The following is a 26,562-nucleotide window of genomic DNA, read 5'->3' on the forward strand; positions in this document are numbered from 1 at the left end:
CCCCCCCGCCCCCCCTTTTCGGGCTCGCCCCCTGGGCCCCCCCCCGGGGGGCCCTCCCCCCGCCCCCCCGGGGGGGCCCCCGCCCCCCCGGGCCCCCCCCGGCGGGCGGCTTTTTTACAGGCATCAGAAGTCGGCGAGTTGCCAGACCTCATACGCCGGTGTTTCGTAAGGGTGGCTCTGCTTGAGCGCAGCGACCACCGGCTGGATCAGCGCGTCGGTCACTACCAGCTCCACCCGCCATTCTTCAACCTGCTCGACCACACCGCGCTGCCCAATGAACGGCTGGCTGCCGTCCAGTGGGCGGAACTGGCCCTGGCCCAACACCTGCCAGGCGCAGCAGTCGTAGTCACCGATGCGTCCGCCGCCAGCGGCGAACACAGCGGCCTTGACCACGTCCACATGGCTGGGCGGGACGAAGAACGCGAGTTTGTACACCCTTAGTTCACCCAGACCCGCGCGTTGCGGAACATACGCATCCACGCACCGTCTTCGTTCCAGTCGTCCGGACGCCAGGAGTTCTGCACGGCACGGAAAACACGCTCAGGGTGCGGCATCATGATGGTGACGCGACCGTCGCGGCTGGTCAGGCCGGTGATCCCGCGCGGCGAACCGTTCGGGTTGGCCGGGTAGGTTTCAGTGACCTTGCCGTGGTTGTCGACGAAGCGCAGGGCCACGCAGCCGGACAGGTCGGCTTCGAGCAAGGCTTCTTCGCTGGCGAACTCGGCATGGCCTTCACCGTGCGCGATGGCGATCGGCATGCGCGAACCGGCCATGCCCTGCAGGAAGATCGAGTTCGACTCCTGGACCTGAACCATGGCCACACGGGCTTCGAACTGCTCGGAACGGTTACGCACGAAGTGCGGCCACAGCTCGGTGCCCGGAATCAGCTCGTGCAGGTTGGACATCATCTGGCAACCGTTGCACACACCCAGGGTGAAGCTGTCGGTACGCTCGAAGTACTGCTGGAACGCCTCGCGGGCACGGCTGTTGAACAGTGCCGACTTGGCCCAGCCCTCACCGGCACCCAGTACGTCGCCGTACGAGAAGCCGCCACAGGCGACCAGACCTTTGAATTCGTTCAGGTCGATGCGCCCGGCGAGGATATCGCTCATGTGCACGTCGATGGCGTTGAAGCCGGCACGGTCGAAGGCTGCCGCCATTTCGACCTGGCCGTTGACGCCCTGCTCGCGCAAGACAGCCACCTGAGGACGAATGCCTTTCTTGATGTAAGGCGCAGCGATGTCCTGGTTGACGTCGAAACCGAGCTTGACGCTCAGGCCCGGGTTGTCCTCTTCGAGCAGGGCGTTGAACTCCTGATCGGCGCAGTCGGCGTTGTCACGCAGACGCTGGATCTGGTAGCTGGTTTCAGCCCACTGACGCTGCAACTGGCCACGCTCGCCCTGGAACAGGTCTTCGCCCATGTGCTGGATCAGCACTTCGTTGCTGTTGACCGGCTTGCCGATCACGGCAACGCAGTCTTCGCCCAGGCCGGCAGCGCTGAACTGCGCCAGCACGTCCGGGGTAGCGTCCTGACGCACCTGGATGACCGCGCCCAGCTCTTCGTTGAAGAGGATGGCGGCGATCTTTTCACGCTTGCTGGTCAGGGTGTCCAGCTCCAGGCTCAAGCCGCAATGACCGGCGAAGGCCATTTCCAGCACGGTGGTCATCAGGCCACCATCGGAACGGTCGTGGTAGGCCAGCAGGTGACCGTCGGCGTTCAGGCCCTGGATCACGGCGAAGAAGGCCTTGAGGTCTTCGGCGTCGTCGACGTCCGGTGCCTGGCTGCCGAGCTTGCCGTGGGTCTGGGCCAGGATCGAGGCGCCCATGCGGTTCTTGCCGCGCCCGAGGTCGATCAGGATCAGGTCGGTCTCGCCCCGGTCCATGCGCAGTTCAGGCGTCAGGGTCTTGCGAATGTCGGTAACCGGCGCAAAACCGGTGACGATCAGCGACAGCGGCGAGGTGACGGACTTCTCCGCACCCTCTTCGCTCCACTTGGTCTTCATCGACATCGAGTCCTTGCCCACCGGAATGGTCAGGCCCAGCTCAGGGCACAGCTCCATGCCGACGGCCTTGACGGTGTCATACAGACGCGCGTCTTCACCCGGGTGACCGGCAGCGGACATCCAGTTGGCCGACAGTTTGATGTCGGACAGCTTCTCGATACGCGAAGCGGCCATGTTGGTCAGGGTTTCGCCGATCGCCATGCGCCCGGATGCCGGGGCATCCAGCAGCGCCAGCGGCGTGCGCTCGCCCATCGCCATGGCTTCGCCGGTGTACACGTCAAAGCTGGTGGCGGTGACCGCGACGTCGGCCACAGGCACCTGCCACGGACCAACCATCTGGTCGCGGGCAACCAGACCGGTAATGGTGCGGTCGCCAATGGTGATCAGGAAGCTCTTGCTGGCCACGGCCGGGTGACGCAGAACGCGCTCGACCGAGTCCTTGAGTTCCAGTGCGCTCGGGTCGAAGTCATCGCCCAGCTCGGCTTCACGGGTGACCGAACGGTGCATGCGCGGCGGCTTGCCCAGCAACACTTCCAGCGGCATGTCCACCGGGCTGTTGTTGAAGTGGCTGTCGGTAACGGTCAGGTGCGGCTCTGCAGTGGCTTCGCCGACCACGGCGAACGGGCAGCGCTCGCGCTCACAGATAGCCTGGAAGCGTTCGAAGTCGGCCGCATCGACCGCCAGCACGTAACGCTCCTGGGACTCGTTGCTCCAGATTTCGTGCGGGGCCATGCCCGGCTCGTCGTTAGGCACGTTACGCAGTTCGAAACGGCCGCCACGACCACCGTCGTTGACCAGCTCGGGGAAGGCGTTGGAAATGCCGCCGGCGCCGACGTCATGGATGAAGGCGATCGGGTTCTTGTCGCCCAGCTGCCAGCAACGGTCGATGACCTCCTGGCAGCGGCGTTCCATTTCCGGGTTCTCGCGCTGTACCGAGGCGAAATCCAGGTCAGCGGAGCTGGCACCGGTAGCGACGGACGATGCCGCACCACCGCCGAGGCCGATCAGCATGGCCGGGCCACCGAGGACGATCAGCTTGGCACCGACGGTAATTTCGCCTTTCTGCACGTGATCTTCGCGGATGTTGCCCATACCACCGGCCAGCATGATCGGCTTGTGGTAACCGCGCACTTCTTCACCGTGCGGGGTAGTGATCGACTGCTCGAAGGTACGGAAGTAACCGGTCAGGGCCGGACGACCGAATTCGTTGTTGAAGGCGGCGCCGCCCAGCGGACCGTCGACCATGATGTCGAGGGCGTTGACGATGCGCTCCGGCTTGCCGTACGCCTTCTCCCATGGCTGTTCGAAGCCCGGGATGCGCAGGTTGGACACGGTGAAACCGGTGAGGCCGGCCTTGGGCTTGGCACCACGGCCGGTTGCGCCCTCGTCGCGGATCTCGCCACCGGAACCGGTGGAGGCACCGGAGAACGGCGAAATGGCGGTCGGGTGGTTGTGGGTCTCGACCTTCATCAGGATGTGCACCGGTTCCTGCACCGCACCGTACTGGCGGGTCTCAGGGTTCGGGAAGAAGCGCCCGGCGGTGCTACCGACGATCACCGAGGCGTTGTCCTTGTAAGCGGACAACACGCCTTCGCTGTGCATCTGGTAGGTGTTCTTGATCATGCCGAACAGGCTTTTTTCCTGGCTCTCGCCGTCGATATCCCAACTGGCGTTGAAGATCTTGTGACGGCAGTGCTCGGAGTTGGCCTGGGCGAACATCATCAGTTCGATGTCGTTCGGGTTGCGTGCCAGGGTCTGGAAGGCGTCGACCAGGTAGTCGATCTCGTCTTCGGCCAGGGCCAGGCCGAGGTCGACGTTCGCCTGTGCCAGTGCGGCACGGCCACCGCCGAGGATGTCCACCGAGGTCATCGGCTTGGGCTGCGCATGGCTGAACAAGCCCGCTGCATCTTCCAGGCGGGCCAGGACGATCTGGGTCATGCGGTCGTGCAGAACCTGGGCGACCAGTGCCGCGTCGGCGTCGCTCAGTTCACCGGCGACGTAGTAGGCAATGCCGCGCTCCAGGCGCTGGATGTTTTCCAGGCCGCAGTTATGGGCGATGTCGCTGGCCTTGCTCGACCAGGGCGAGATGGTGCCGAATCGTGGCAGAACCAGGAACAGGCGGCCACTTGGCTCCTGTACCGGTACGCTCGGGCCGTACTTGAGCAAGCGTGCGAGTACTTGCTGTTGGTCGGCGGTCAGATCGCCGTCAACCTCGGCGAAATGAGCAAATTCAGCGTACAAACCACTAACAGCGGGGACTTTCTGGCTCAATTGCTCGAGTAATTTACCGTGGCGAAAGGCAGAAAGGGCAGGAGCGCCGCGCAGGATCAACATCGTCGGGACAGCCTCAGGAAGGGGGTGTGCTTAGAGGCCGTGCATTCTAGCCTAAATCCGTGGCTTCCGGCACCCGCAACAGCGCATTCCGACGCGTGCGCCTGTCGATGGGGCAAACCGGACTCGGGGGTCAAAAAACCACCTCCCTTGCGTTTGCTTTCCGTGCCTAGCGCAAACTGTGCTAGCAGACAAGCCATCCGTTGTCGAGATATGGCGGGATCAGTCCTTTGCGTATACTGCAACCTATGTTCGCCCAAACTGCTCTGCGCCAGCGTTGCGCCAAATGGCTCTTCGCAATCGGACTCTTCCTGATGCTCGGTGCCTGTGTTGAAAAACCCAGCACCCTCGAGCGCGTCAAGGAGGACGGCGTGCTGCGCGTGATTACCCGCAACAGCCCCGCCACCTACTTCGAAGACCGCAACGGTGAAACCGGCTTCGAGTACGAACTGGTCAAGCGTTTTGCCGACGACCTGGGCGTAGAGCTGAAGATCGAGACCGCCGACAACCTCGACGAGCTTTACGATCAGCTTGGCAAACCCTCCGGCCCGGTACTGGCCGCCGCCGGCCTGGTCAGCAGCGAACGGCGCAAGTCACAGGTACGTTTTTCCCACCCGTACCTTGAAGTCACCCCGCAGATCATCTACCGCAACGGCCGTTCGCGGCCGACCGACGCCAAGGACCTGGTGGGCAAGAAGATCATGGTGCTCAAAGGCAGCACCCACGCCGAACAGCTGGCAGAACTGAAAAAGCAGTATCCGGCCCTGGAATACGAAGAGTCCGACGCGGTTGAGGTGGTCGACCTGCTGCGCATGGTCGATGAAGGGCAGATCGACCTGACCCTGGTCGATTCCAACGAACTGGCGATGAACCAGGTCTACTTCCCCAACGTGCGGGTGGCCTTCGATCTCGGTGATTCCCGCGACCAGCGCTGGGCCGTCGCTGCCGGCGACGACAACAGTCTGCTCAACGAGATCAACGAATTTCTCGACAAAGTTCAGAAGAATGGCACCCTGCAGCGCCTCAAAGACCGCTACTACGGTCATGTCGATGTACTCGGATACGTAGGCGCCTACACCTTCGCCCAACACCTGCAGCAACGCCTGCCGCGCTACGAGAAACACTTCAAGGCGTCGGCCAAGAAAGAGCAGGTCGACTGGCGCCTGCTGGCCGCCATCGGCTACCAGGAGTCCATGTGGCAGGCCGAAGTCACCTCCAAGACCGGCGTGCGCGGGCTGATGATGCTGACCCAGCGCACCGCCCAGGCGATGGGTGTGTCAAACCGCCTGGACCCGGTGCAGAGCATTCGTGGCGGGGCCAAGTACTTCATGCACGTGAAGGAGCAGCTGGACGACTCGATCAAGGAGCCGGACCGTACCTGGTTCGCCCTGGCGGCCTACAACGTCGGCGGCGGACACCTGGACGATGCGCGCAAACTGGCCAAACGCGAGGGCTTGAACCCGAACAAGTGGCTGGACGTGAAAAAAATGCTGCCGCGCCTTTCGCAAAAGCAGTGGTACAGCAAGACCCGCTACGGCTATGCCCGCGGCGGGGAGCCGGTGCATTTCGTGGCCAACATCCGGCGTTACTACGACATCCTCACCTGGGTGACCCAGCCTCAGCTGGAGGGCAGCCAGGTGGCCGATGGCAACCTGCATGTACCGGGCATCGACAAGACCAAGCCGCCCGAGCCCTCACCGCCCCTGTGAACCTGTAGGAGCGTGGCTTGCCCGCGAAGAACGGTGACGCGGTTTCGCTGCGGCACCCAGGCAGTGATCCCTAATGGTCAAGCCTTGGCCCGGCGCGCCTTGAAGAACTCGGAAAGAATCGTCCCGCACTCCTCGGCCAGCACGCCGCCTTCGAACAAGACCCGGTGGTTGAGAAACCCCTGGGTAAAGAACTGCCCCTGACTCTGCACGATGCCCGCCTTGGGCTCCAGCGCCCCGTACACCACCCGCGCGATGCGTGAGTGCACGATCAGCCCGGCGCACATGCTGCACGGCTCCAGAGTCACGTAGAGCGTGCTACCGGGCAGGCGATAGTTGCTCGCTGCCTGGGCTGCAGCGCGAATGGCGACCATTTCGGCATGGGCGCTCGGATCACTACCACTGATCGGACAGTTGAAGCCCCGGCCAATCACCTGACCGTGCTGCACCAGCACGGCGCCCACCGGCACCTCTCCCAGGGCAGCGCCCTGCTCCGCCAGCGCCAGAGCCTGGCGCATGAACTCCTGATCACGGCTGCGATCGATGATCTGCGGCTGACGCATCAGACCACCTCGATCGCGGCCATCAGGCCGGTTTCCATATGGTCGATCACATGACAATGGAACATCCAGGTACCCGGGTTATCGGCCACCAGTGCCACTTGCGCGCTTTCGTTCTTGCCCAGCAGGTAGGTATCCGTGAAGTACTGTTCCTGGAATTTGTGCCGGTTCGAACTCAGCACCTTGAAACTCATGCCGTGCAAATGAATGGGGTGCTGGTACTGGGTCATGTTCTTGAGCTCGAAAACATAGCTCTTGCCCTTTTTCAGCGTGGCAATCGGCCGGTCGGCGCACGTCTTGTCGGTAATGTCCCAGGCCTGGCCATTGATCTGCCAGAGGCTCGGCGGCTTGCCGTTCTCGGTATTTACCGAAACCTTGCCGACCCACTCGAAATTGAAGTTGAGCTTTTCGGCATTGGCCAGGTCGGGCTCGGCGATCGGATTGGCCGGCAGCGCAGGCGGCCAGTCGCCGGGCGCCTGCGTGCTCGCCAGCGAGCGCAGCGTGCCCAGGCGTACCGAGCCGTCGCGCAAGGAAATCTCCTCGCCCGCTTCAGGAATGCGAATCGCCAGGCAGATGCGCATGCCCGGGCCGAGCCAGTAATCCTTCTTCAGCGGACGCGGCGTGATCGGGTTGCCGTCGAGGGCGTAGATCATCGCTTCGCAGTTACCGCGCAGGTTGATGCGGTAGGTCCAGGTGTTGTCCAGGTTCAGCAGCCGCACCCGCACCACTTGCCCCGCCGGCAACTCGGTAACCGAGTTGGCCTGGCCGTTGATGGTGATCAGCCGCCCCGCAGTGCCGTTGCGCGCCGCCTCGCGGGGCACACTGAAGGGCATGAATGCGCCCTGCTCGTCCACATGCCAGGTCTTCAGGCTCAGCGTACGCTCGTGAAGGAACCCGGTCGGTTCGCGCTCCTCGACAATCAGCGGCCCGACCAGGCCACGCCCCAGCTCTTCGGAACTGCTGACATGCGGGTGGTACCAGTAGCTGCCGGCATCCGGCACGCGGAATTTGTAGTCAAAGTACTCACCGGGCTTGACCGGCAGTTGTGACACGTAGGGCACCCCGTCCATCTCCAGCGGCAGGCGAATGCCATGCCAATGGATGGTGGTTTCGACCGGCAGGTGATTGATGAAGCGTACCCGCAGCCATTCACCCTGGCGCACCCGCAATTCAGTACCCGGCGCCGACGGGCCGAAGGCCCAGGCCTCGGTCTTGTAGCCCGAGACCAGTTCGACGTCCAGCGGCGCGGCGATCAGCTCGTAGTCATGTCCGGCATCCGGATCACTGCGCCCCAGCCAGTAGCGGGATGCACCGCCAGCGCCCAGACCGATTGCCACCAGGCCGGTCAGGCCGCCGAGTATTTGTCGCCGGGTAAAAGACATGCAGCAGCTACCTCGAATTGCCAGGAACAACAGGTCGGTACCTTGCCAGGTACCGCCGATCAAGGGCGAATACGATACACCTGCAAGTGAGAAAGATTAAGTGAACTGTTGCCGCAGGCAGACAGATGCCCTGCGCCGGAGACACTACAATTACCCACCAAACGGTTCGTGGGCTTGCGTCTCTACAACAACAGCAACAATCGAAGAGGAAATACCATGCAGCGACTCTCGCTTCGCCTTGTCAGTGTTCTGGCCTTTGTCCTGTTTGCCCAGTTCTCGGTGGCGGCGGACAAAGAAAAGACCCTGGAGGTCATCAACGCCTACATGAGTGCCTGGAACAAACACGACCCTGATGCCGCGGCACAGTACTTTGCCGAAAACGGGGAGTTTCTCGACGCCTCCGTGGGCGTACCCAAAGTCGGCCGGGAAGCCGCCCGGGTCGAAGTCATCAAGCTGTTCATCGACGCCGTACCTGACCTGAAATGGCAGATGGTCGGCCAGCCCGTCGTCGAGGGCGACAACATCGCTTTCGAGTGGCAGTTCGATGGACACAACACTGGCGCCTGGGCACCCGAGACCCCGGCGACCAACAAGCCGTTGTCGTTCAAGGGCGTGAGTTTCATCAGGCTCAAGGACGGCAAGATCGCCTCGCAGCATGATTACTATGATGCGCTGTCGTTCAACAAGCAGCTGGGCTGGTAATTGCGCTGACGCATCGCTCAGACAGCAAAAAGCCCGCCAAGATGCGGGCTTTTTGCTGCAGGTTGCTACCAGGTGCCGGTCAGTGCCGGCGCCCGATCATTCCCACTCGATGGTTGCTGGCGGCTTGCTCGAAACGTCGTACGTTACGCGCGAGATGCCTTCGATCTCGTTGATGATCCGGCCGCTGACAGTTTCCAGCAGCTCGTAAGGCAGGTGCGCCCAACGTGCGGTCATGAAGTCGATGGTTTCTACCGCACGCAGGGCCACGACCCAGGCGTAACGACGGCCGTCACCGACCACACCCACCGATTTCACCGGCTGGAACACCACGAACGCCTGGCTGACCTTGTGGTACCAGTCGGCTTTGCGCAGTTCTTCGATGAAGATGTGGTCAGCGCGACGCAGCAGGTCGGCGTATTCCTTCTTCACTTCACCGAGGATCCGCACGCCCAGGCCCGGGCCCGGGAACGGGTGACGGTAGACCATGTCGTACGGCAGGCCCAGCTCCAGGCCAAGGCGACGCACTTCATCCTTGAACAGCTCACGCAGTGGCTCGACCAGCTTGAGGTTCATTTCCTCAGGCAGGCCACCAACGTTGTGGTGCGACTTGATCACGTGGGCCTTGCCGCTCTTGGCGCCAGCCGACTCGATCACGTCCGGGTAGATGGTGCCCTGGGCCAGGTACTTGATGTTCTCAAGCTTGTTCGACTCGGCATCGAACACGTCGATGAAGGTACGACCGATGATCTTGCGCTTCTTCTCAGGGTCCGACTCACCGGCAAGGTTGGTCAGGAACTGCTCTTCAGCGTTGGCACGGATCACTTTGACGCCCATGTTCTCGGCGAACATGGCCATCACTTGCTCACCTTCGTGCAGACGCAGCAGGCCGTTGTCAACGAAGACGCAGGTCAGCTGGTCGCCGATGGCCTTGTGCAGCAGCGCGGCTACAACCGAGGAGTCGACGCCGCCCGACAGGCCGAGCAGGACGTTGTCGGTGCCGACCTGGGCACGGATCTGGGCAATGGCGTCTTCGGCGATGTGCGAAGGCGTCCACAGGGCTTCACAGCCGCAGATGTCGAGGATGAAGCGCGAGAGGATGCGACCGCCCTGTTTGGTGTGGGTCACTTCCGGGTGGAACTGCACGCCGTAGTAGCCACGGGTGTCGTCGGCCATGCCGGCGATCGGGCAGCTCGGAGTGCTGGCCAGGATGTGGAATTCCTGCGGGATGCGGGTGACCTTGTCACCGTGGCTCATCCACACGTCCAGGCCCAGCACGCCGTCGGCGTCAACGTGGTCTTCGATGCCATCGAGCAGGCGGCTCTTGCCGACTACGTCGACACGGGCGTAACCGAACTCACGCAGCTCGGAACCTTCAACCTTGCCGCCCAGCTGCTCGGCCATGGTCTGCATGCCGTAGCAGATACCGAATACCGGTACGCCCAGGTCCCAGACGGCCTGTGGCGCGCGCGGGCTGTTGGCTTCGTGCACGGACTCGGGGCCGCCAGCGAGGATGATGCCGCGTGGGGCGAATTCGCGAATCGCCTCGTCGTCCATATCGAACGGGTGCAGTTCGCAGTACACGCCGATTTCGCGCACGCGGCGCGCGATCAGCTGGGTGTACTGGGAACCGAAGTCGAGGATCAGGATTCGGTGAGCGTGAATGTCGAGGGCCATGACTCAATCTCGTCAGTGGAAATCGGAAACGACGCGGGGCTGTCGAAAACAGCCCCGCTAGCAAGTGTTGCCTGAAGCATCAACCTACGCGGTAGTTTGGCGCTTCTTTGGTGATCTGTACGTCATGCACGTGGGACTCGGCCATGCCGGCACCGGTGATGCGCACGAATTCAGGCTTGGTGCGCATTTCTTCGATGTTGGCAGAACCGGTGTAACCCATCGAGGAGCGCAGGCCACCCATCAGCTGGTGGATGATCGCGGTCAGGGTGCCTTTGTACGGAACACGGCCTTCGATACCTTCCGGTACCAGCTTCTCGGCACCGGCCGAGGAGTCCTGGAAGTAACGGTCCGAAGAACCCTGGGCCTGGGACATTGCACCCAGCGAACCCATGCCGCGGTACGCCTTGTAGGAGCGACCCTGGAACAGTTCGATTTCGCCCGGGGCCTCTTCGGTACCGGCGAACATCGAACCCATCATCACGGCGGAGGCGCCGGCAACGATGGCCTTGGACAGGTCACCGGAGAAGCGGATGCCACCGTCGGCGATCAGCGGAACACCGGTACCTTCCAGCGCGGCGGCGACATTGGCGATGGCGCTGATTTGCGGCACGCCGACACCGGCAACGATACGGGTGGTGCAGATCGAGCCTGGGCCGATACCGACCTTGACGGCGTCAGCGCCTGCTTCGGCCAGGGCCTTGGCAGCAGCGCCGGTGGCGATGTTGCCGCCGATGACCTGAACCTGCGGGAAGTTTTCCTTCACCCAGCGAACGCGATCGATCACGCCCTTGGAGTGACCGTGAGCGGTGTCAACCACCACCACGTCAACGCCGGCTGCTACCAGTGCCGCAACACGGTCACCGGTGTCTTTACCGGTACCGACCGCAGCACCAACGCGCAGACGACCCTGGTCGTCCTTGCTGGCCAGCGGGTAGGCCTTGGCTTTTTCGATGTCGTTAACGGTCATCATGCCTTTGAGCACGAAGTTGTCGTCGACGATCAGCACGCGCTCGATGCGGTGCTTGTGCAGCAGTTCGCGCGCTTCGTTCTTGTCGGCGCCTTCCTTGACCGTGACCAGGCGCTCTTTAGGCGTCATCACTTCACGGACAGTGGCGTCCAGGCGGTTTTCGAAGCGAACGTCGCGGGAGGTGACGATGCCGACCAGGTCGCCATTGTGCAGCACCGGAACGCCGGAGATGTTGTTCAGGCGCGTCAGCTCGAACAGGTCACGCACCGTAGCATCGGCTTCGATGGTGATCGGGTCCTTGACCACGCCGGCCTCGAACTTCTTGACCTTGCGCACTTCGCCAGCTTGCTGCTCGATGGTCATGTTCTTGTGGATGATGCCGATGCCGCCTTCCTGTGCCATGGCAATGGCCAGGCGGGCTTCGGTCACGGTATCCATGGCGGCGGAAACCAACGGAATGTTCAGCTCGATGCCACGGGTCAAACGGGTCTTGAGACTGACTTCATTGGGTAGTACCTCTGAATAACCAGGCACTAGGAGAATGTCGTCGAAGGTCAGGGCTTCTTGGCTGATACGCAGCATCGCGGGGGCTCCCGGGCGGGAAAAATGGAAGCGCGCCATTATACTCATCCAGAGCCCTTCGCTCAATGCAAAGATGGGCCTTCGGTCAGTTGTCTGCGTGGGTTACCTGCACCACGGCCACTGGCTGGTCCAGCCAATCGGCAAAGTCGTCGAGAAAAGCCTGCCTGAAACCCGCCGCGCCCCAGTTGTTGAAGATAAAGCCGAGGTTGGAAAACGCGCAGGGTTGCAGGAACAGAAAACCGTTGATGTCATCTTCATGCGCGCACAGCGGGCAAATGAAATTGTCCGTCTGCCCCGGCATCCACTCCTCCAGGCTTTCGAACAGCGCCACGCCCACCTCGCGGCGGCATTCAGCGCAGCCGGCTTCCTCGAGGAAGCCGTCCAGAGGGGTATAGATGCAACGCTTGGTGATCACTTCCAGGCCATTGATCATCTGCCCGAACGGCAACAGTTCCGGGCGTTCCACCACCTTGCGCGCGCCCTCGGCGATGGCATAGGCCATGCGGTTGCCGGTGCTGCCGCAGGTGCTCAACTGCTCCTCGATGACCTTCTCGCGCACCAGCCAGCGCAGAATCGCCCGCGCGCGCGCCTCATGCACAGGAACAGTGGAGATCTTCGGGACAATGATGCTCTGGGTAATCATGACGGCAGCCAAACATGCTCAAAGCGACCAGTTTACCTCACTCAGGTAGCGACCGATGAGGGCAATGCCGCTGGCCAGCACCAGCCAGGTAACCAGGCGCACGAAGGCTTCGCGCGACAGCTTCAGGGTCAGGCGCCGGCCCAGGTACAGCCCGATCGCCATCATCGGCAGCAAGCACAGGGCCAGTAACCACAGCGACGCGTCGGCATACACGCCGGCGACCAGAAACAGGCTCAGGCGCACCACCGTACTGCAACTGATCAGCGCACTCTGGGTCGCCCGCGCCTGCTCACTGGAAGGCAGGCGGGCATTAAGGTAGAGCGCATAAAGAAAGCCGCCGCTGCCAAACAAGGCACCAAACAGGCCGCCCATCGTGCCCACCGGCACCGCCCAGGCAGCCGAGAGCCGGGCCGGCCTGACCTTCACTGCGAGGCTGTACAGGGCATAGGCGCTGATGAATAACCCCATCAACAGCAACAGCAGGTCAGACTTGAGGCTAAGCAAGGACAGCACGCCGAGGGTGCAACCCAGCGCCATGCACGGCAGCAGGCGCAGCAACTCCGAGCGCGCCACCGCCTGACGCGCAGGCAACCAGTTGCCGAACGCAGCAAGAAAATCCAGCAACACCAGCAAGGGGATGATCCGCGACAGGGGCATGAAGTGGATCAGTACCGGCCCGGCGACCAGCGCTGTGCCGAAACCGGCGATGCCGAAGACGATATAGGCGGCGCCCACACCGAGCAGGATCGGCAGCCAGTCGAGGGGCATGAAGGGTTGCTGGGCAAACAGGGTCGAGAGCATGGAGATCGCCAACAGGAGTGGTGCGCAAACTTTAGCCAGCACCCAGTCATGCGACTAATATGCAATTATGCCTTCAGCCATCTCAAAACAGCATATCAGCCATGATTTCTACCCGTCAGTTGCGCTACTTCGTTGAAATTGCCGAAAGCGGCAGTTTCAGCGCCGCCGCCGAGCGGCTGTTCATTGCCCAATCGGCCCTGAGCCGCCAGATCAAGGAACTGGAGTCGCAGCTCGACACCCTGCTGTTCGAACGTACTGCTCGTCAGCCGCGCCTCACAGCGGCAGGCCTGGCGTTCTTGCCCAGGGCCCGCACCCTGCTGGTCGATCTGGAAAAAGCCCAGCGCCTGGCCCGCGATGTCGGCCATGGCGTGCAGGGCAGCCTGCGCCTGAACCATTCGAGCACGGTGCCACTGACCGGGCAGTTGCTGACCCGGCTCAGTGGCTACCTGCACGACCACCCGGGCGTGGCCATGGAGATCGCCCAGCATTCATCCGAGGCGCAGCTTGCAGAGCTCGCCGACGATCGTCTTGATGTCGGCCTGCTGCGCTTGCCGGTGCTGCGCCAGCATGAAGGGTTGAGTGTGCTGCCGCTGTTCGAAGAACCCCTGCTGCTGGCGGTGGCCGGCGATCATCCACTGGCCGGTGAAACCCGCGTTGCCCTGGCGCAACTGCGTGACGAGCCATTCATATCCATCCCCCATCGTCAGCGCGGCGGCTTGAGTTACCTGTCCGCCGAACTGTGCATGGCTGCAGGGTTCTTCCCGACCGCTGCCCGGGTCGTGTCGCGCAAGACCACGCAGTTGCAGTTGATCCAGGCCGGCTTTGGCGTGGCCTTGCTGCCGCAATGCATGCAGGAGATCGCTCCGCCATCACTGCGCTTTATCGGCCTGACGGACGAAGGTTGCAGCAGCACCGTAGCAATTGCCTATCGTCGCGATGCCGGGCCATTGGTGCAGCAGTTCATCGCCCATATGCGCGGGCCGAACCACTGACACCCCTTCGCCACAATCCTTTATGATGCAGCCCATGATCAAAGACCCCTTCGAAAGACTCGGTCTGGACCGCGAAGTCCTCACCGTCAGCCAGCTCAACGGCCGCGCCCGGGTGCTGCTTGAAGACGTGTTCCGCAATGTCTGGGTTGAAGGCGAGATTTCCAACCTCGCCCGCCCGGCCTCCGGCCACATCTACTTCACCCTCAAGGACAGCGGCGCCCAGGTGCGTTGCGCACTGTTCCGGCAGAACGCCACCCGCGTTCGCCAGGCCCTGCGCGATGGCCTGGCGGTCAAGGTGCGCGGCAAGGTCTCGCTGTTCGAGGGCCGCGGCGACTATCAACTGATCCTCGACACCGTCGAACCGGCCGGTGATGGCGCCCTGCGCCTGGCCTTCGAGGCGCTGAAGGAAAAGCTCGGCGCCGAAGGCCTGTTCAGCGCCGAGCGCAAGGTAGCCCTGCCCACGCACCCGCAACGCATCGGCATCGTCAGTTCGCCCACTGGCGCGGTCATCCGCGACATCATCAGTGTATTCGGGCGTCGGGCACCGCAGGTCGAGCTGACCTTGATCCCAACCGCCGTGCAGGGCCGCGAGGCGATCAACCAGATCGTTCGTGCCCTGCAACTGGCTGACGGCCGCGGCTTCGACGCGCTGATCCTGGCCCGCGGCGGCGGCTCGCTGGAGGACCTCTGGTGCTTCAACGAAGAAGCTGTGGCACGTGCCATCGCCGCCTGCGTGACACCCATCGTCAGCGCCGTCGGGCACGAAACCGATGTCTCGATCAGTGACTTTGTCGCCGATGTGCGGGCGCCTACACCCTCGGCCGCTGCCGAGTTGCTGGCCCCCGACAGCAGCGACCTGCAGCGGCGCATCGACAGCCTCAAACGGCGCTTGCTGCTGCGCATCCAGAGCCGCCTGACGCACGACCGCCTGCGCCTCGACAGCCTGACCCGACGCCTGCGCCACCCGGGCGAACGCCTGCGCCAGCAGGCGCAGCGCCTGGACGACCTGGACATGCGCCTGCGCCGGGCCTTCGAGCAGCGCCTGAACCAGCGCCGCGAACGCCTCGCGCGCCTCGACACCCGCCTGGCAGCGCAACACCCCGGCCGTACCCTGGCCCTGCTCAAGCAGCGCCTGGACAGCCTCGCCGAACGCCTGCCACGGGCCATGCGCGAAACGCTCAAGGACCGCCGCCAGCGTCTTCAGGCCCAGGTACAAACCCTGCATGTGGTCAGCCCGCTGGCCACGCTCGGTCGTGGCTACAGCATTCTCCTCGACGAACGCGGCCAGGCGATCCGCAGCGCAACCCAGACCCACAACGGTCAACGCCTGAGCGCGCGCCTGGGTGAGGGCGAATTGCACGTGCGGGTCGAAGACAACCACCTGACCCCGGTCACGCTTTCACTACTGGACTGAACCATGCCCCGTCTGTTTGCCCCGCTGTTGCTGTTGTGCCTGGCGTTTGCCAGCAGTGCCCAGGCCAGTTACATCACCCGTCAGTTGAACAAGCCCGTCCCCGGTGGCGTCGCGGTCGTAGACCTCGGCCCGGCGGCCCAGGCCCCGAGTGCGCGTTTTGACGGCAAACCGGTACTGGTGGTCAGGGAGCAGGACAACTGGCTGGCCATTGTCGGTTTGCCGCTGACGCAGAAGCCCGGCCAGGCGCAGCTGACCCAGGGCACTCGCACGCTGACTTTCACCGTCGGCAGCAAGAAGTACCCGGAGCAACGCATCACGTTGAAAAACAAGCGCCAGGTCAACCCCGACCCGGCCGACCTCAAGCGCATCGAGGCCGAGCTTGCCGAACAGATCAAGGCCTACCGCAGCTTCAGCCCGACCCTGCCGAGCAACCTGATCCTCGACAAACCGGTCAACGGCCCGCTGTCGAGCAAATTCGGCGTGCGCCGCTTCTTCAATGGCGAAGAACGCAATCCGCATGCCGGCCTGGATTTCGCCGTGCCTGCCGGTACGCCGATCAAGACCCCGGCCAACGGCAAAGTGATCCTGGTCGGCAACTACTTCTTCAACGGCAACACCGTCTTCGTTGACCATGGCCAGGGCTTTATCAGCATGTTCTGCCACATGTCGAAGATCGACGTGAAACCGGGCCAGCAACTCAGTCGTGGCGCGGTGGTCGGCCGGGTCGGCTCGACGGGGCGCGCCACCGGCCCGCACATGCACTGGAATATCAGCCTCAACGACGCCCGGGTTGATCCGGCAATTTTCATCGGGGCATTCCAGCCCTGAGCCCTGGCTTGCGCCAATCAAAAAGACCGCGCAACTGGCGCGGTCTTTTTATTTGCGGGGCGCTATAAAATCTCGACAATTTTCACTTTTTAAGCATTCCTATCAATTTTCCATCAAGGCTTGCCATCTTTAACCCCACTGGTTAGGGTTGAAGCCATGAAGACCTTTCACACCCTCATCCTGCTTCGTCAACATCGCAGCCTCTGCCTGGTCAGTGCACGACTACCAAGCTGAATCGCGTCGCCTCGCCTTTTCATCTCGTTTTCGTACGGCAGGCCCTTTTCCAGGCCGCACACTCAAGGATTGCTTTCATGACCATGCTCAAAGACCCATCGAAGAAGTACCGCGCTTTCCCGACCATCGACCTGCCTGACCGTACCTGGCCGTCGAAGACCATCACCGAAGCGCCGATCTGGTGCAGCTCGGACCTGCGTGATGGCAACCAGTCGCTGATCGAGCCGATGGACTCGGAGAAAAAGCTGCGCTTCTGGAAGACCCTGGTGCAGGTGGGCGTGAAGGAAATCGAAGCCTCGTTCCCGTCCGCCTCGCAAACTGACTTCGACTTCGTGCGCACCTTGATCGAAGACGGCCACATCCCGGACGACACCACCATCCAGGTACTCACCCAGGCCCGTGAAGACCTGATCGCACGTACCTTCGAATCGTTGCGCGGTGCGAAGAAGGCCATCGTCCACCTGTACAACGCCACCAGCCCGTCGTTCCGCCGCATCGTCTTCAACCAGGACAAGCAAGGCGTGAAGGACATCGCGGTGAACGCGGCCAAGCTGTTCGTCAAGTACGCCGCCCAGCAACCGGAAACCCAGTGGACCTTCCAGTACTCGCCAGAGACCTTCAGCGCCACCGAACTGGAGTTCGCCAAGGAAGTCTGCGACGCGGTCATCGAAGTGTGGAACCCGACGCCTGAGCACAAGCTCATCCTCAACCTGCCGGCTACCGTGGAAGTTGCCACGCCGAACATCTACGCCGACCAGATCGAGTGGTTCTGCCGCAACATCAGCCGCCGTGACAGCGTGATCATCAGCCTGCACTGCCACAACGACCGTGGCACCGGCATCGCCGCCACCGAGCTGGGCCTGATGGCTGGCGCCGACCGTGCCGAAGGCTGCCTGTTCGGCAACGGTGAGCGTACCGGCAACGTCGACCTGGTAACCCTGGCGCTGAACCTCTACACCCAGGGCATCGACCCGCAACTGGACTTCTCCGACATCGACGGCGTGCGCAAGGTCGTCGAAGAGTGCAACCAGCTGCCGGTCCACCCACGTCACCCGTACGTCGGTGATCTGGTCCACACCGCGTTCTCCGGCTCGCATCAGGACGCCATCCGCAAGGGCTTCGCCAAGCAGCAGGAAAGCGAACTGTGGGAAGTGCCGTACCTGCCGATCGACCCGGCCGACATCGGCCGCAGCTACGAGGCGGTGATCCGCGTCAACAGCCAGTCGGGCAAAGGCGGCATTACCTACCTGCTCGAGCAGGAATACGGCATCAGCCTGCCGCGCCGCATGCAGATCGAGTTCAGCCAGGTGGTACAGGGTGAAACCGATCGCCTGGGCCTGGAAATGACCGCCAAGCAGATCTACAGCCTGCTGCAGAAGGAATACCTCCAGGCCAATGCCCCGTATGCGCTGGTTAGCCACCGCCTGCAGGAAGAAAACGGCCACAGCGCCGTGGAAGTGGAAGTTGCCGGTGAAGGCGAAACCACCCTGCACTGGCGCGGTAAGGGTAACGGCGCCCTGGAAGCGCTGGTCGCCGGCCTGCCGATTGCCGTGGAGATCATGGACTACAACGAGCACGCCATTGGTGCAGGCACCAATGCCAAGGCCGCGGCCTACATTGAACTGCGCGTGGCCGGTGGCCGCCCGGTGCATGGCGTGGGCATCGATGAAAACATCACTACGGCCAGCTTCAAGGCCCTGTTCAGTGCATTGAACCGTTCGCTGAGCCTGCAGGATGCCAAGGCAGCCTGAGTAATATCGGCATGCATCAAGCCCGCTTCCTGGAAGCGGGCTTTTTATTACGAGTCGTCGTTCACCCGACGGAGAAATCGAAGGTCCATCGCCTGGCGCCTGGCTCTTTCTCATATTGATTGAACAAGACAGCCTGATTGACTTGCTTCCAGGTCAAGGGTGTTATTGATTTTTCCAGTTCAACCGGAACAAGCTGATCACAAACCACTGAAGAAAGCATAGTAAGGTCTTCGCGCATGAGCCGACCATTTTTATCGAATACATCTGCACGCCTGGTGTAAGGGACTACCCCCCCCAGAACACCGGCAGACGTCAAATGGTGGGCGTAAACCAGGTGCACTTGATACACCATGATTGTCCCTTCTCCTTTGACCTTCAGGGTGCGCTTGATTGATTCAGAACTGCTGATGGTTTCCGTTGCCGAAAACATGGCGGACAGTTCCGCCCCCACATTGACTGCACCGAAGTCGGCAGAGAAACCTACCGAAAACTGGACACTTTTGGAAAAGTTCCTGCTGAAACCCTCGCAAACGACCACTTCACGCTCATGCTCCGTCTGTACATTGGATCGAATCGTGGCGACATGCTGCAGGTAGGCGAAGACAGGCCGCGTATAGGTGGTCCAATTCTGGTTGCCACAGTGCACATCACCATATTTCGTATCACCATCGATCCAGCAACCGGCCTTGAGCTCATCGCCAATCAAATACTGCTCGATTTCGTAGGACCCCCTCTTTAACGGATACCGAGGGACTTCATCTATCAAGTTACTCATAACATCATCTCCACTTGGTCAGTATTGTAAAAAATTGCTATCGGCTGCCTGCTCATTGAAGTTCCAGCCATTGGAACCGGTCGCTTCAAATGCCAGGTTGAATACCAAGTGGTAAATCATCTTGCGCGAAAGTGGCGCATTGATTTCGATTGATGCCGGCCTTACCAGTACCAAGTCCGTGGCAACCGTGGAGAGAAAAAAACCCCCTTCCCTGGCATCCCGTACAGACGCTGGCTGCACAGAGAACAAATCCGCACACTCGGACGCGCCCCCTTTCAACCAATGCGCATAAACCACCTTCATCTGACACGCTACATAGCGCTCAGCCCCGGCCACACGCACCGCATGCTCTACCAATGATTGCGGTTGCCAACTTTCCGAAGGGCAGATGCCAGAAAGCAACTCCGAAACCACATTGACCAGTTCAAGCGCTTTGGGCGCAGCAAAGCGCTCGGCCTGATGAGCAAACCAGACTTCATGTCCGCGGGTGCGACGGAATTCAAGCTCACACTCTTCAATCCCTAGCGCAGGATAGGTACCCAAGTAATCAAGGTAGGCAAACACAGGTCGGGTAAATACATTATTGCTTCCTGTGGGGAGCGCAAACTTGCCATGAACTGTTTCACCCTCTACCCAGCAGCCTCGATGAAACTCATCTACGCCAACAAGGTACTTCTCAATCAGATAGGAACCGCTCAAGCGTGGAAAGTCATCGGGTGATAAATGCTCATACTCTTCCATCACACACCTCTGAATACTATTGGAGTGCATGAGACTATGAGACCTGGTCGAGCGCACCCATACGGATGTCTTTCCTCATCTCGAAAAAGCTTATAAAAATATGCCTGCCGTGCACCCTGACCCAGGCAGCACAGCATGTACAGAACACAAGTTTTGGCACAAAAAAAGGGGCGCTGACCAAGCGCCCCATAAGCCGTAAAGCACACAACAAATTCAGTTTCAGTCCAGCAAGGCCAGCGCCTCGGCACTGCAGGCTTCGATCTTTGCCCAGTCGCCATTCTTGATCCAGCCACTGTCCAGCATCCAGGTGCCGCCCACGCACATCACATTGGCCAACGCCATGTAGTTGCGCACGTTGCCGGGGTTGACCCCGCCGGTGGGACAAAAGCGCACGTCACCAAACGGGCCGGCGAAAGCCTTGATTGCTGCCACCCCGCCGCTGATTTCCGCCGGGAACAGTTTGAAGCGGCGATACCCCAGGGCATAACCCATCATCAGTTCCGACGGCGTGCTGATCCCTGGCAGTAACGGTACTTCGCTTTCCACACCCGCCTTGAGAATGTCTTCGGTGATACCTGGCGTGACCACAAACTGCGCACCCGCAGCTTCTACGGCCGCAAACATCTTGCGATCGAGAACCGTCCCAGCGCCGACACACAGCTCCGGCCGCTGCTCTCGCAGTACCTGGATGGCCTTCAGGCCGTGCTGCGAGCGCAGGGTTACTTCCAGGGTCCTGATGCCTCCGGCGGCCAAGGCATCGGCCAGCGGCAGGATGTCTGCTTCGCGAGCGATGGTGATCACCGGCAGAATGCGCGCCTGGGTGCAGATCTGATCGATCCGGGCAATTTTATCGGCCATGGAAACTCCCGGCTGCTTCAGTTCATGGGTGGTCATAACAGCGGATCCTTGGCTCATGGGCACCAGTAAATATCCAGAGGGTCGTGTAGAAAGGCGCGAATCGGCATCTCAGCAAGGTCTGCACCTGCCAGCGCGGCGCGCAGGGTAGCGAGTTTGCCCGGGCCTTGCACGGACAAGGCGGTAAAACCGGCAGTCGCCAGCAGGGCGCGGGTCATGCTCAGGCGTTGATGGGGCACCGTCGGCGCCAGCATCGGCAGGCAGCGCCGGGTGCCAAGCGGGTCGAGCCCTTCTTCAAGGTTAGGGCTATTGGGAAACAACGACGCCGTGTGACCGTCATCGCCCATGCCCAACACCAGTACATCAATACCCGGCAGTTCAGCCAGGGCCTGATCGGCGTTCAGTGCGGCCGCCTCCAGGCTGGCCGCGCTGCGATAAAGATTCAGGAAGCGCGCCTTGGCCGCATTACCGGCCAGTAGATGACGCTTGATCAGCCCGGCATTGCTGTCGGCGTGTTCAACCGGCACCCAGCGCTCATCAGCCAGGGTCACCAGCACCTTCGACCACGCCAGCGGCTGCCTGGCCAGTGCTTCAAAGAATGCCACCGGGCTACGACCGCCCGACACCACCAGGGTCGCCTCGCCTTTACTGACGATGGCCGCCTCCAGTCGCCGGGCAACATCGTTCGCCAGCCCGGTCGCCAGTTGCGACGCAGAATCAAAGGTGTGCGCCGTCACGTTCGCCGGCAGTTGCAGTTCAGATATCGCCATACCAAGACCTCCCATCACGGGTAATCAGTGCAATCGAGCTCATTGGCCCCCAGGAACCCGCCGCATAGGGCTTGGGCGCATCGCCGCTTTTCTTCCAGCCTGCGATCAGCTGGTCGCACCACTTCCACGCGTATTCAATTTCGTCTTTGCGCACAAACAGGTTCTGATTGCCACGCATCACTTCCAGCAACAAACGCTCATAGGCATCCGGAATCCGCGCACTGCGCCAGGTATCGGAAAAATTCAGCTGCAACGGGCCGCTGCGCAGTTGCATGCCTTTGTCCAGCCCCTGCTCCTTGGTCATCACCCGCAACGAAATGCCTTCGTCCGGCTGCAGGCGGATGATCAGCTTGTTACCGATCTGCAAACGCTGTTCCGGGGCGAAGATGTAGTGCGGGGTTTCCTTGAAGTGGATGACGATCTGCGACAGTTTTTGCGGCATGCGTTTGCCGGTACGCAGATAGAACGGCACCCCGGCCCAGCGCCAGTTGCGGATGTCGGCGCGCAGGGCAACAAAGGTTTCGGTATCGCTCTGCGCGTTGGCGTTTTCTTCTTCCAGATAGCCGGGCACCGACTTGCCTTCGCTGTAGCCGGCAATGTACTGGCCACGCACCACACAGGTGCTCAGGCTTTCGCCGGTGATCGGCGCCAGGGCTTTTAGCACCTTGACCTTCTCGTCGCGGATGCTATCGGCAGACAGGTCGCTGGGCGGGTCCATGGCAATCAGGCAAAGCAGCTGCAACAGGTGGTTCTGGATCATGTCGCGCAACTGCCCGGCCTTGTCGAAGTAGCCCCAGCGCCCCTCGATTCCGACCTTTTCGGCCACGGTGATTTCAACGTGGGAGATCGAGTTCTGGTTCCACTGGGTTTCGAACAGGCTGTTGGCAAAGCGCAAGGCGATCAGGTTCTGTACGGTTTCCTTGCCCAGGTAATGATCGATGCGATACACGCGGTTTTCCGGAAAGTACTGCGCCACCGCGTCGTTTACCCGCCGTGAAGACTCCAGGTCATGACCGATGGGCTTCTCCAGTACAACCCGGGTCCGCGCAGCAAGGCCGGCCTTGTCGAGGTTCTCGCAGATGCCACCGTACACTGCCGCTGGTGTGGCGAAGTAAGCGATCAGCTGGCTGTTGTCATCCACCTCGGCAGCCAGCAGCGCATAGTCCTCGGACTTGAGAAAATCCACGTGCACATAGCGCAAGCGCGCCAGAAAGCGCTGCAACACCAAGGCCTCGACCTGCCCGGCCGGCACGAATTCTTGCAGGTGCGCTTCAATCGACGCCAGGTGCTCCTCGGCGCTGCCGGGCTCACGCGCCAGGGCCAGCACGCGGGTGTCGGCATGCAGCAGGTCGGCGCGATCCAGCTGATAGAGCGCCGGAAACAGCTTGCGCAAGGCCAGGTCGCCAAGAGCGCCAAACAGGGCAAAGGTGCAAGGTTCAACGCTGATCAATGCCATGATGTTGGTTCTTTTATCAAGTTGACGTAGAAATACCGGTTTCAAACCGAGTTTTCAAGGGGTAATGTAGTAAAAACAACAACATTACATCCGACAAACAGATTCAAGTGGTGTGCCATTCATGCCATCAGTACGATAGGCCACCGTGTCACACGCCCGCCGCTGCCGGCAGCGGGCTGTCTCATCGACCCAAGGACCCTACCCATGGACCGTGTGCGAAATCTCCTGGAGCAGATCCAGGGACGCCTCGAAGAACTGAACAAGGCTGAGCGCAAAGTCGCCGAAGTCATCCTGCTCAACCCCCAGCAAGCCACCCGTTTCAGCATTGCTGCCCTGGCCCAGGCGGCCAAGGTCAGTGAGCCGACGGTCAACCGTTTCTGCCGCTCGTTCGGCGTCAGCGGCTACCCGGAGCTCAAACTGCAACTGGCGCAAAGCCTGGCCAGCGGCGCTGCCTATGTCAGCCGTGCGGTCGAAGCCGACGACGATCCGGCGTCCTACACGCAAAAGATCTTCGGCAGCGCCATTGCCTCGCTCGACAGCGCCTGCCAGCAGCTCGATCCACAGCTGATCAGCCGCGCTGTCGACATGCTGATCCAGGCCCGGCAGATCCACTTTTTCGGCCTCGGTGCTTCCGCGCCAGTGGCACTGGATGCCCAGCACAAGTTTTTCCGTTTCAACCTTGCCGTTTCGGCCCATGCCGACGTGCTGATGCAACGCATGCTGGCGTCGGTCGCCCACACCGGCGAGCTGTTCGTGATCATCTCCTATACCGGACGCACCCGCGAACTGGTCGAGGTGGCACGCCTGGCCCGGGAAAACGGCGCCTCGGTACTCGGCCTGACCGCCGCCGACTCGCCCCTGGCCAAAGCCAGCAGCCTGAGCCTGAACATTCCGCTACCGGAAGACACCGACATCTATATGCCGATGACTTCGCGGATCATCCAGTTGACCGTGCTCGACGTACTGGCCACCGGCATGACCCTGCGTCGTGGCGTGGACTTCCAGCCGCACCTGCGCAAGATCAAGGAAAGCCTGAACGCCAGCCGTTACCCGGTCGACGACGAACTCAACTGAGCATCTGTGCCTGCAACCGCAGGTGTGCCTGTTCGCCCGGCGCCAGGCTCAGGCTGTCACTGCTGCCACTGGCCGCCTCGACGCAGACGAAGCCCAATGTTTCGCTGCTGCTGACACCCATCAACGGCCGACTGCCCGGGTGCCAGACCACGGTGTCTTCACTGTCACCGGTATCGATGCTCAGCTGACGCTGCCAGGCCGAATCATGCAACCGCACGGTCGGTGCCCCGGGAAACACCCGCTGACAGCCGCCATGCACCTTCAGCGCGCCTTTCTGGCGGCAGGCCTGACGGTTCAAGCGGTCGTAACCCTCAATGTTTTCTAGCCCAGATAGCGCTATCTCAGAAACGTCACTAATACGCCAGTAAGCCAGCAGAGCATGACTCAACTGACAAGGCAAGCTGTCCTGGTGTTCGGTGCTGAGCTGCAATTCCATGCTGCTGCCCAGGCGCGCCGACAGGTCCACCTGCCAGTCACACAGCTGCAAACGCCATTTCAGGCTCACGCCGTGCTCATCTTCATCGCTGTCGATCAGTTTCCAGTCGAGCAACCGTGCCCAGCCATGCGCCGGCCACATGTCTTCGCTAGGGTGACGCCCATACCAGGGCCAGCACACCGGAACGCCGCCACGAATGGCGCCGACCTGCGGCCACTGCGCCGCACACCACAGCCAGGGGCGTTCGCCTTTGGGTTGAAAATGCAACAACTGTGCGCCCTGGCGGCTGAACACGGCCTGGCACTGCGGGTGATCGATGATCAGCACATCGCGCTGTTGATAACGCTCCCACTCGAAGGTCGGCCTGGGCCGCTGCGAAGTAAAGAAACGTTGTAGCGGGTGCTCTGGCATGACTGGAAACTCTTGTTGTTAGTGAGTGCCTGATTGCTGGCCAAACAGCCCCTACGGAGCTGCTTGCCAGCGACCGGCCGCAATATGGCGTAAATTTACAACATATTGCCTCAGAACGACGACTGAATCTTCAAACCCGCGACCAGCGCGTTGTCCACTTCATCAACCCCACCCGGGTGGGTGATGTACTGCAGATTGGGACGGACAGTCAGCCAGTTGGTGACGTGGAAGCCATAATTGAGCTCGTAGTTGTACTCGGTAGTGCGCAACGGCGAGAACAGCGGGTCTTCGTAATTGCTGACACCGTTGGCGGCATTGATCAACTCGGCGTTTTTCTTCACGTCGTCATTGACATGGATACGGGCAAAACCGATACCGATGTCATCCTTCGGACGTGCATCGAACGGGCCTTTGTAGACGAGCATCAGCGACTGGTAGTTGTCGATGAAGTTGGTGTCCTTGTCATGGAAGGTGGCGTTTGCCGCGATGTTCAGGCCACGGCTGGCATCGCCGTTATGACGGGTGAGCTGCTGTTGCGCGACAAACCAGTAGCCGTGCTTGCTGTCATGCACGCGATAGCTGTTACCCGTGGTCGCCGCATCCTGGCCGTTGTCGTCCTCACGCACGTCATCGGCATCGGCCGTGCTCTTGTAGTAACCCACACGGTATTCGCCCGGCAGGCTGTTGATTTTCGGTGACCAGACCAGTTCCACCGGCAAAACCGTACCGGCGGTACCGCTGCCGCTGAGTTTGAAGCCGTTGCCGTGCTCCAGCTGAGAGGGATTCTGGTTGTACGCCCCGACTTGCGCATAGAGTTCATCATTGATGTTGTATTTGAAGCGGATCGCCGCCTGGCTGACAGGCCAGTTGTACCAGATGTTGGTTGCCCAGTTACCCACCTGGGAGCCACAGAACGCCAGGTTCTGGAACTCGCACGGGAAGGTGTTGAAGTCTTCGCCCTCGCCGAAGTAACCGGCCTTGATGTCGAGTTTGTTGTCGAAGAACTGGTGCTGAATCCACAGCTGAGTCAGGCGCACCATATGCCCCCGGCCATAGACTTCCTGCGATGAGCTCAGGGTGCCGGCACGCGGGTCGCCGATGCGGTCATTGGAAATGTTCTCGCCGTTTCGGTTCGTCAGCTGGATCTTGGCCTGGGTGTTATCCCAGCCCAGCAGCTTTTGCAGATCAAGCGCGGCCCCCAGACCGAACTGGTCGCTGTAGCGTGCCGTCTTGTCATCGTTGAAACCGCCATTGAGGTTTGCGCCGACTTCACCGACGTAGTCGATCTTGATGTCGACACCCTTCTCCAGCAGTTCGGTACGGGTACCGCCCCAGTCGCCGGTCATCCATTGCGACTCCGGGGCAAAGGCATCGGCAGCCTGCACTCCGCAACTGACCCCGAGCGCCGCCAGCAAGGTCAGCGGCGACAGTGGCTTGATGCGTTTGAAGTGATCCATCCTTTGTTTCCTCATTT

At 61.4% G+C, this 26,562-nt stretch carries 22 protein-coding genes; 7 read left to right on the top strand and 15 right to left on the bottom strand.

What is annotated here, in order from left to right:
• Nucleotides 1-123: 123 nt before the first annotated feature.
• Together I5S59_RS24005 and purL are read right to left on the bottom strand one after the other, a co-directional pair.
• Nucleotides 124-435, bottom strand: a complete 312-nt coding sequence (locus I5S59_RS24005; RefSeq protein WP_197878783.1) for a YqfO family protein — start codon at nucleotides 433-435, stop codon at nucleotides 124-126.
• A 2-nt stretch (nucleotides 436-437) separates the two neighbouring features.
• Nucleotides 438-4,337 (bottom strand): phosphoribosylformylglycinamidine synthase, encoded by a 3,900-nt coding sequence (purL, locus tag I5S59_RS24010; protein ID WP_197878784.1) that lies wholly within the window; start codon nucleotides 4,335-4,337, stop codon nucleotides 438-440.
• A gap of 245 nt (nucleotides 4,338-4,582) precedes the next feature.
• Here purL and mltF point away from each other — a divergent pair, with 245 nt between their 5' ends.
• Nucleotides 4,583-6,043: a membrane-bound lytic murein transglycosylase MltF gene (mltF, locus tag I5S59_RS24015; protein ID WP_197878785.1), complete on the top strand. Its 1,461-nt coding sequence runs from the start codon at nucleotides 4,583-4,585 to the stop codon at nucleotides 6,041-6,043.
• A gap of 77 nt (nucleotides 6,044-6,120) precedes the next feature.
• On the opposite strand, the gene tadA is transcribed toward mltF, so the two are convergent.
• Both tadA and I5S59_RS24025 read right to left on the bottom strand, forming a co-directional pair.
• Complete coding sequence (gene tadA / locus I5S59_RS24020) at nucleotides 6,121-6,603, bottom strand: tRNA adenosine(34) deaminase TadA (RefSeq protein ID WP_197878786.1); 483 nt, start codon at nucleotides 6,601-6,603, stop codon at nucleotides 6,121-6,123.
• Nucleotides 6,603-7,982 carry a multicopper oxidase family protein gene (locus tag I5S59_RS24025; RefSeq protein WP_197878787.1) on the bottom strand — a complete coding sequence of 460 codons (1,380 nt, stop codon included), beginning with the start codon at nucleotides 7,980-7,982 and terminating at the stop codon, nucleotides 6,603-6,605. Before I5S59_RS24025 ends, tadA begins: the two co-directional genes overlap by 1 nt.
• A 216-nt stretch (nucleotides 7,983-8,198) precedes the next feature.
• Between I5S59_RS24025 and I5S59_RS24030 the strand changes: the two genes are divergently transcribed.
• A complete protein-coding gene (locus I5S59_RS24030; RefSeq protein ID WP_197878788.1) occupies nucleotides 8,199-8,684 on the top strand; it encodes an ester cyclase in 486 nt (161 codons plus the stop codon).
• A 96-nt stretch (nucleotides 8,685-8,780) separates the two neighbouring features.
• Here the strand turns inward: I5S59_RS24030 and guaA are convergent, their stop codons facing one another.
• The 4 genes from guaA to I5S59_RS24050 form a co-directional block, all read right to left on the bottom strand.
• Nucleotides 8,781-10,358 carry a glutamine-hydrolyzing GMP synthase gene (guaA, locus tag I5S59_RS24035; RefSeq protein ID WP_128322520.1) on the bottom strand — a complete coding sequence of 526 codons (1,578 nt, stop codon included), beginning with the start codon at nucleotides 10,356-10,358 and terminating at the stop codon, nucleotides 8,781-8,783.
• Between the two features lie 79 nt (nucleotides 10,359-10,437).
• Nucleotides 10,438-11,907: an IMP dehydrogenase gene (gene guaB, locus I5S59_RS24040; RefSeq protein WP_128322521.1), complete on the bottom strand. Its 1,470-nt coding sequence runs from the start codon at nucleotides 11,905-11,907 to the stop codon at nucleotides 10,438-10,440.
• A gap of 85 nt (nucleotides 11,908-11,992) precedes the next feature.
• Nucleotides 11,993-12,550 carry a sugar ABC transporter ATPase gene (locus tag I5S59_RS24045; protein ID WP_197878789.1) on the bottom strand — a complete coding sequence of 186 codons (558 nt, stop codon included), beginning with the start codon at nucleotides 12,548-12,550 and terminating at the stop codon, nucleotides 11,993-11,995.
• An 18-nt stretch (nucleotides 12,551-12,568) separates the two neighbouring features.
• Nucleotides 12,569-13,339 (bottom strand): sulfite exporter TauE/SafE family protein, encoded by a 771-nt coding sequence (locus tag I5S59_RS24050; RefSeq protein WP_420066475.1) that lies wholly within the window; start codon nucleotides 13,337-13,339, stop codon nucleotides 12,569-12,571.
• Nucleotides 13,340-13,452: 113 nt separating this feature from the next.
• On the opposite strand from I5S59_RS24050, the gene I5S59_RS24055 reads away from it, so the two are divergent.
• The 4 genes from I5S59_RS24055 to leuA all read left to right on the top strand — a co-directional run bounded on the left by I5S59_RS24055 (nucleotide 13,453) and on the right by leuA (nucleotide 18,570).
• Nucleotides 13,453-14,343, top strand: coding sequence for a LysR substrate-binding domain-containing protein (locus I5S59_RS24055; protein WP_197878791.1), 891 nt, complete (start codon nucleotides 13,453-13,455; stop codon nucleotides 14,341-14,343).
• Nucleotides 14,344-14,377: 34 nt separating this feature from the next.
• On the top strand, nucleotides 14,378-15,757 hold the full coding sequence (gene xseA / locus I5S59_RS24060) for an exodeoxyribonuclease VII large subunit (protein ID WP_197878792.1): 1,380 nt from the start codon (nucleotides 14,378-14,380) through the stop codon (nucleotides 15,755-15,757).
• A 3-nt stretch (nucleotides 15,758-15,760) separates the two neighbouring features.
• Entirely contained in the window at nucleotides 15,761-16,585 is an 825-nt protein-coding gene (locus I5S59_RS24065) for a peptidoglycan DD-metalloendopeptidase family protein (RefSeq protein WP_197878793.1), read from the top strand.
• Between the two features lie 311 nt (nucleotides 16,586-16,896).
• Nucleotides 16,897-18,570 carry a 2-isopropylmalate synthase gene (gene leuA, locus I5S59_RS24070; protein WP_197878794.1) on the top strand — a complete coding sequence of 558 codons (1,674 nt, stop codon included), beginning with the start codon at nucleotides 16,897-16,899 and terminating at the stop codon, nucleotides 18,568-18,570.
• Nucleotides 18,571-18,631: 61 nt separating this feature from the next.
• On the opposite strand, the gene I5S59_RS24075 is transcribed toward leuA, so the two are convergent.
• The 5 genes from I5S59_RS24075 to zwf all read right to left on the bottom strand — a co-directional run bounded on the left by I5S59_RS24075 (nucleotide 18,632) and on the right by zwf (nucleotide 23,167).
• The gene (locus tag I5S59_RS24075) at nucleotides 18,632-19,345 is read right to left on the bottom strand and encodes a monalysin family beta-barrel pore-forming toxin (RefSeq protein WP_197878795.1); all 714 of its coding nucleotides are present in this window, start codon (nucleotides 19,343-19,345) and stop codon (nucleotides 18,632-18,634) included.
• A gap of 18 nt (nucleotides 19,346-19,363) precedes the next feature.
• On the bottom strand, nucleotides 19,364-20,086 hold the full coding sequence (locus I5S59_RS24080; RefSeq protein ID WP_197878796.1) for a monalysin family beta-barrel pore-forming toxin: 723 nt from the start codon (nucleotides 20,084-20,086) through the stop codon (nucleotides 19,364-19,366).
• Between the two features lie 219 nt (nucleotides 20,087-20,305).
• On the bottom strand, nucleotides 20,306-20,980 hold the full coding sequence (locus I5S59_RS24085; RefSeq protein WP_197878797.1) for a bifunctional 4-hydroxy-2-oxoglutarate aldolase/2-dehydro-3-deoxy-phosphogluconate aldolase: 675 nt from the start codon (nucleotides 20,978-20,980) through the stop codon (nucleotides 20,306-20,308).
• Between the two features lie 17 nt (nucleotides 20,981-20,997).
• The gene (gene pgl, locus I5S59_RS24090) at nucleotides 20,998-21,711 is read right to left on the bottom strand and encodes a 6-phosphogluconolactonase (RefSeq protein WP_197878798.1); all 714 of its coding nucleotides are present in this window, start codon (nucleotides 21,709-21,711) and stop codon (nucleotides 20,998-21,000) included.
• Entirely contained in the window at nucleotides 21,698-23,167 is a 1,470-nt protein-coding gene (zwf, locus tag I5S59_RS24095; RefSeq protein WP_197878799.1) for a glucose-6-phosphate dehydrogenase, read from the bottom strand. Before zwf ends, pgl begins: the two co-directional genes overlap by 14 nt.
• Before the next feature lie 213 nt (nucleotides 23,168-23,380).
• Between zwf and hexR the strand changes: the two genes are divergently transcribed.
• Nucleotides 23,381-24,241, top strand: a complete 861-nt coding sequence (gene hexR / locus I5S59_RS24100) for a DNA-binding transcriptional regulator HexR (RefSeq protein ID WP_206617366.1) — start codon at nucleotides 23,381-23,383, stop codon at nucleotides 24,239-24,241.
• Here the strand turns inward: hexR and I5S59_RS24105 are convergent.
• On the bottom strand, nucleotides 24,234-25,088 hold the full coding sequence (locus I5S59_RS24105) for a D-hexose-6-phosphate mutarotase (RefSeq protein WP_197878800.1): 855 nt from the start codon (nucleotides 25,086-25,088) through the stop codon (nucleotides 24,234-24,236). The two genes, hexR and I5S59_RS24105, sit on opposite strands and share 8 nt — an antisense overlap.
• Nucleotides 25,089-25,198: 110 nt before the next feature.
• On the bottom strand, nucleotides 25,199-26,545 hold the full coding sequence (locus I5S59_RS24110; RefSeq protein WP_420066474.1) for a carbohydrate porin: 1,347 nt from the start codon (nucleotides 26,543-26,545) through the stop codon (nucleotides 25,199-25,201).
• Nucleotides 26,546-26,562 lie beyond the last annotated feature (17 nt).

The sequence above is a fragment of the Pseudomonas alkylphenolica genome, from assembly GCF_016009175.1.
Taxonomy (GTDB): Bacteria; Pseudomonadota; Gammaproteobacteria; order Pseudomonadales; family Pseudomonadaceae; genus Aquipseudomonas; species Aquipseudomonas alkylphenolica_B.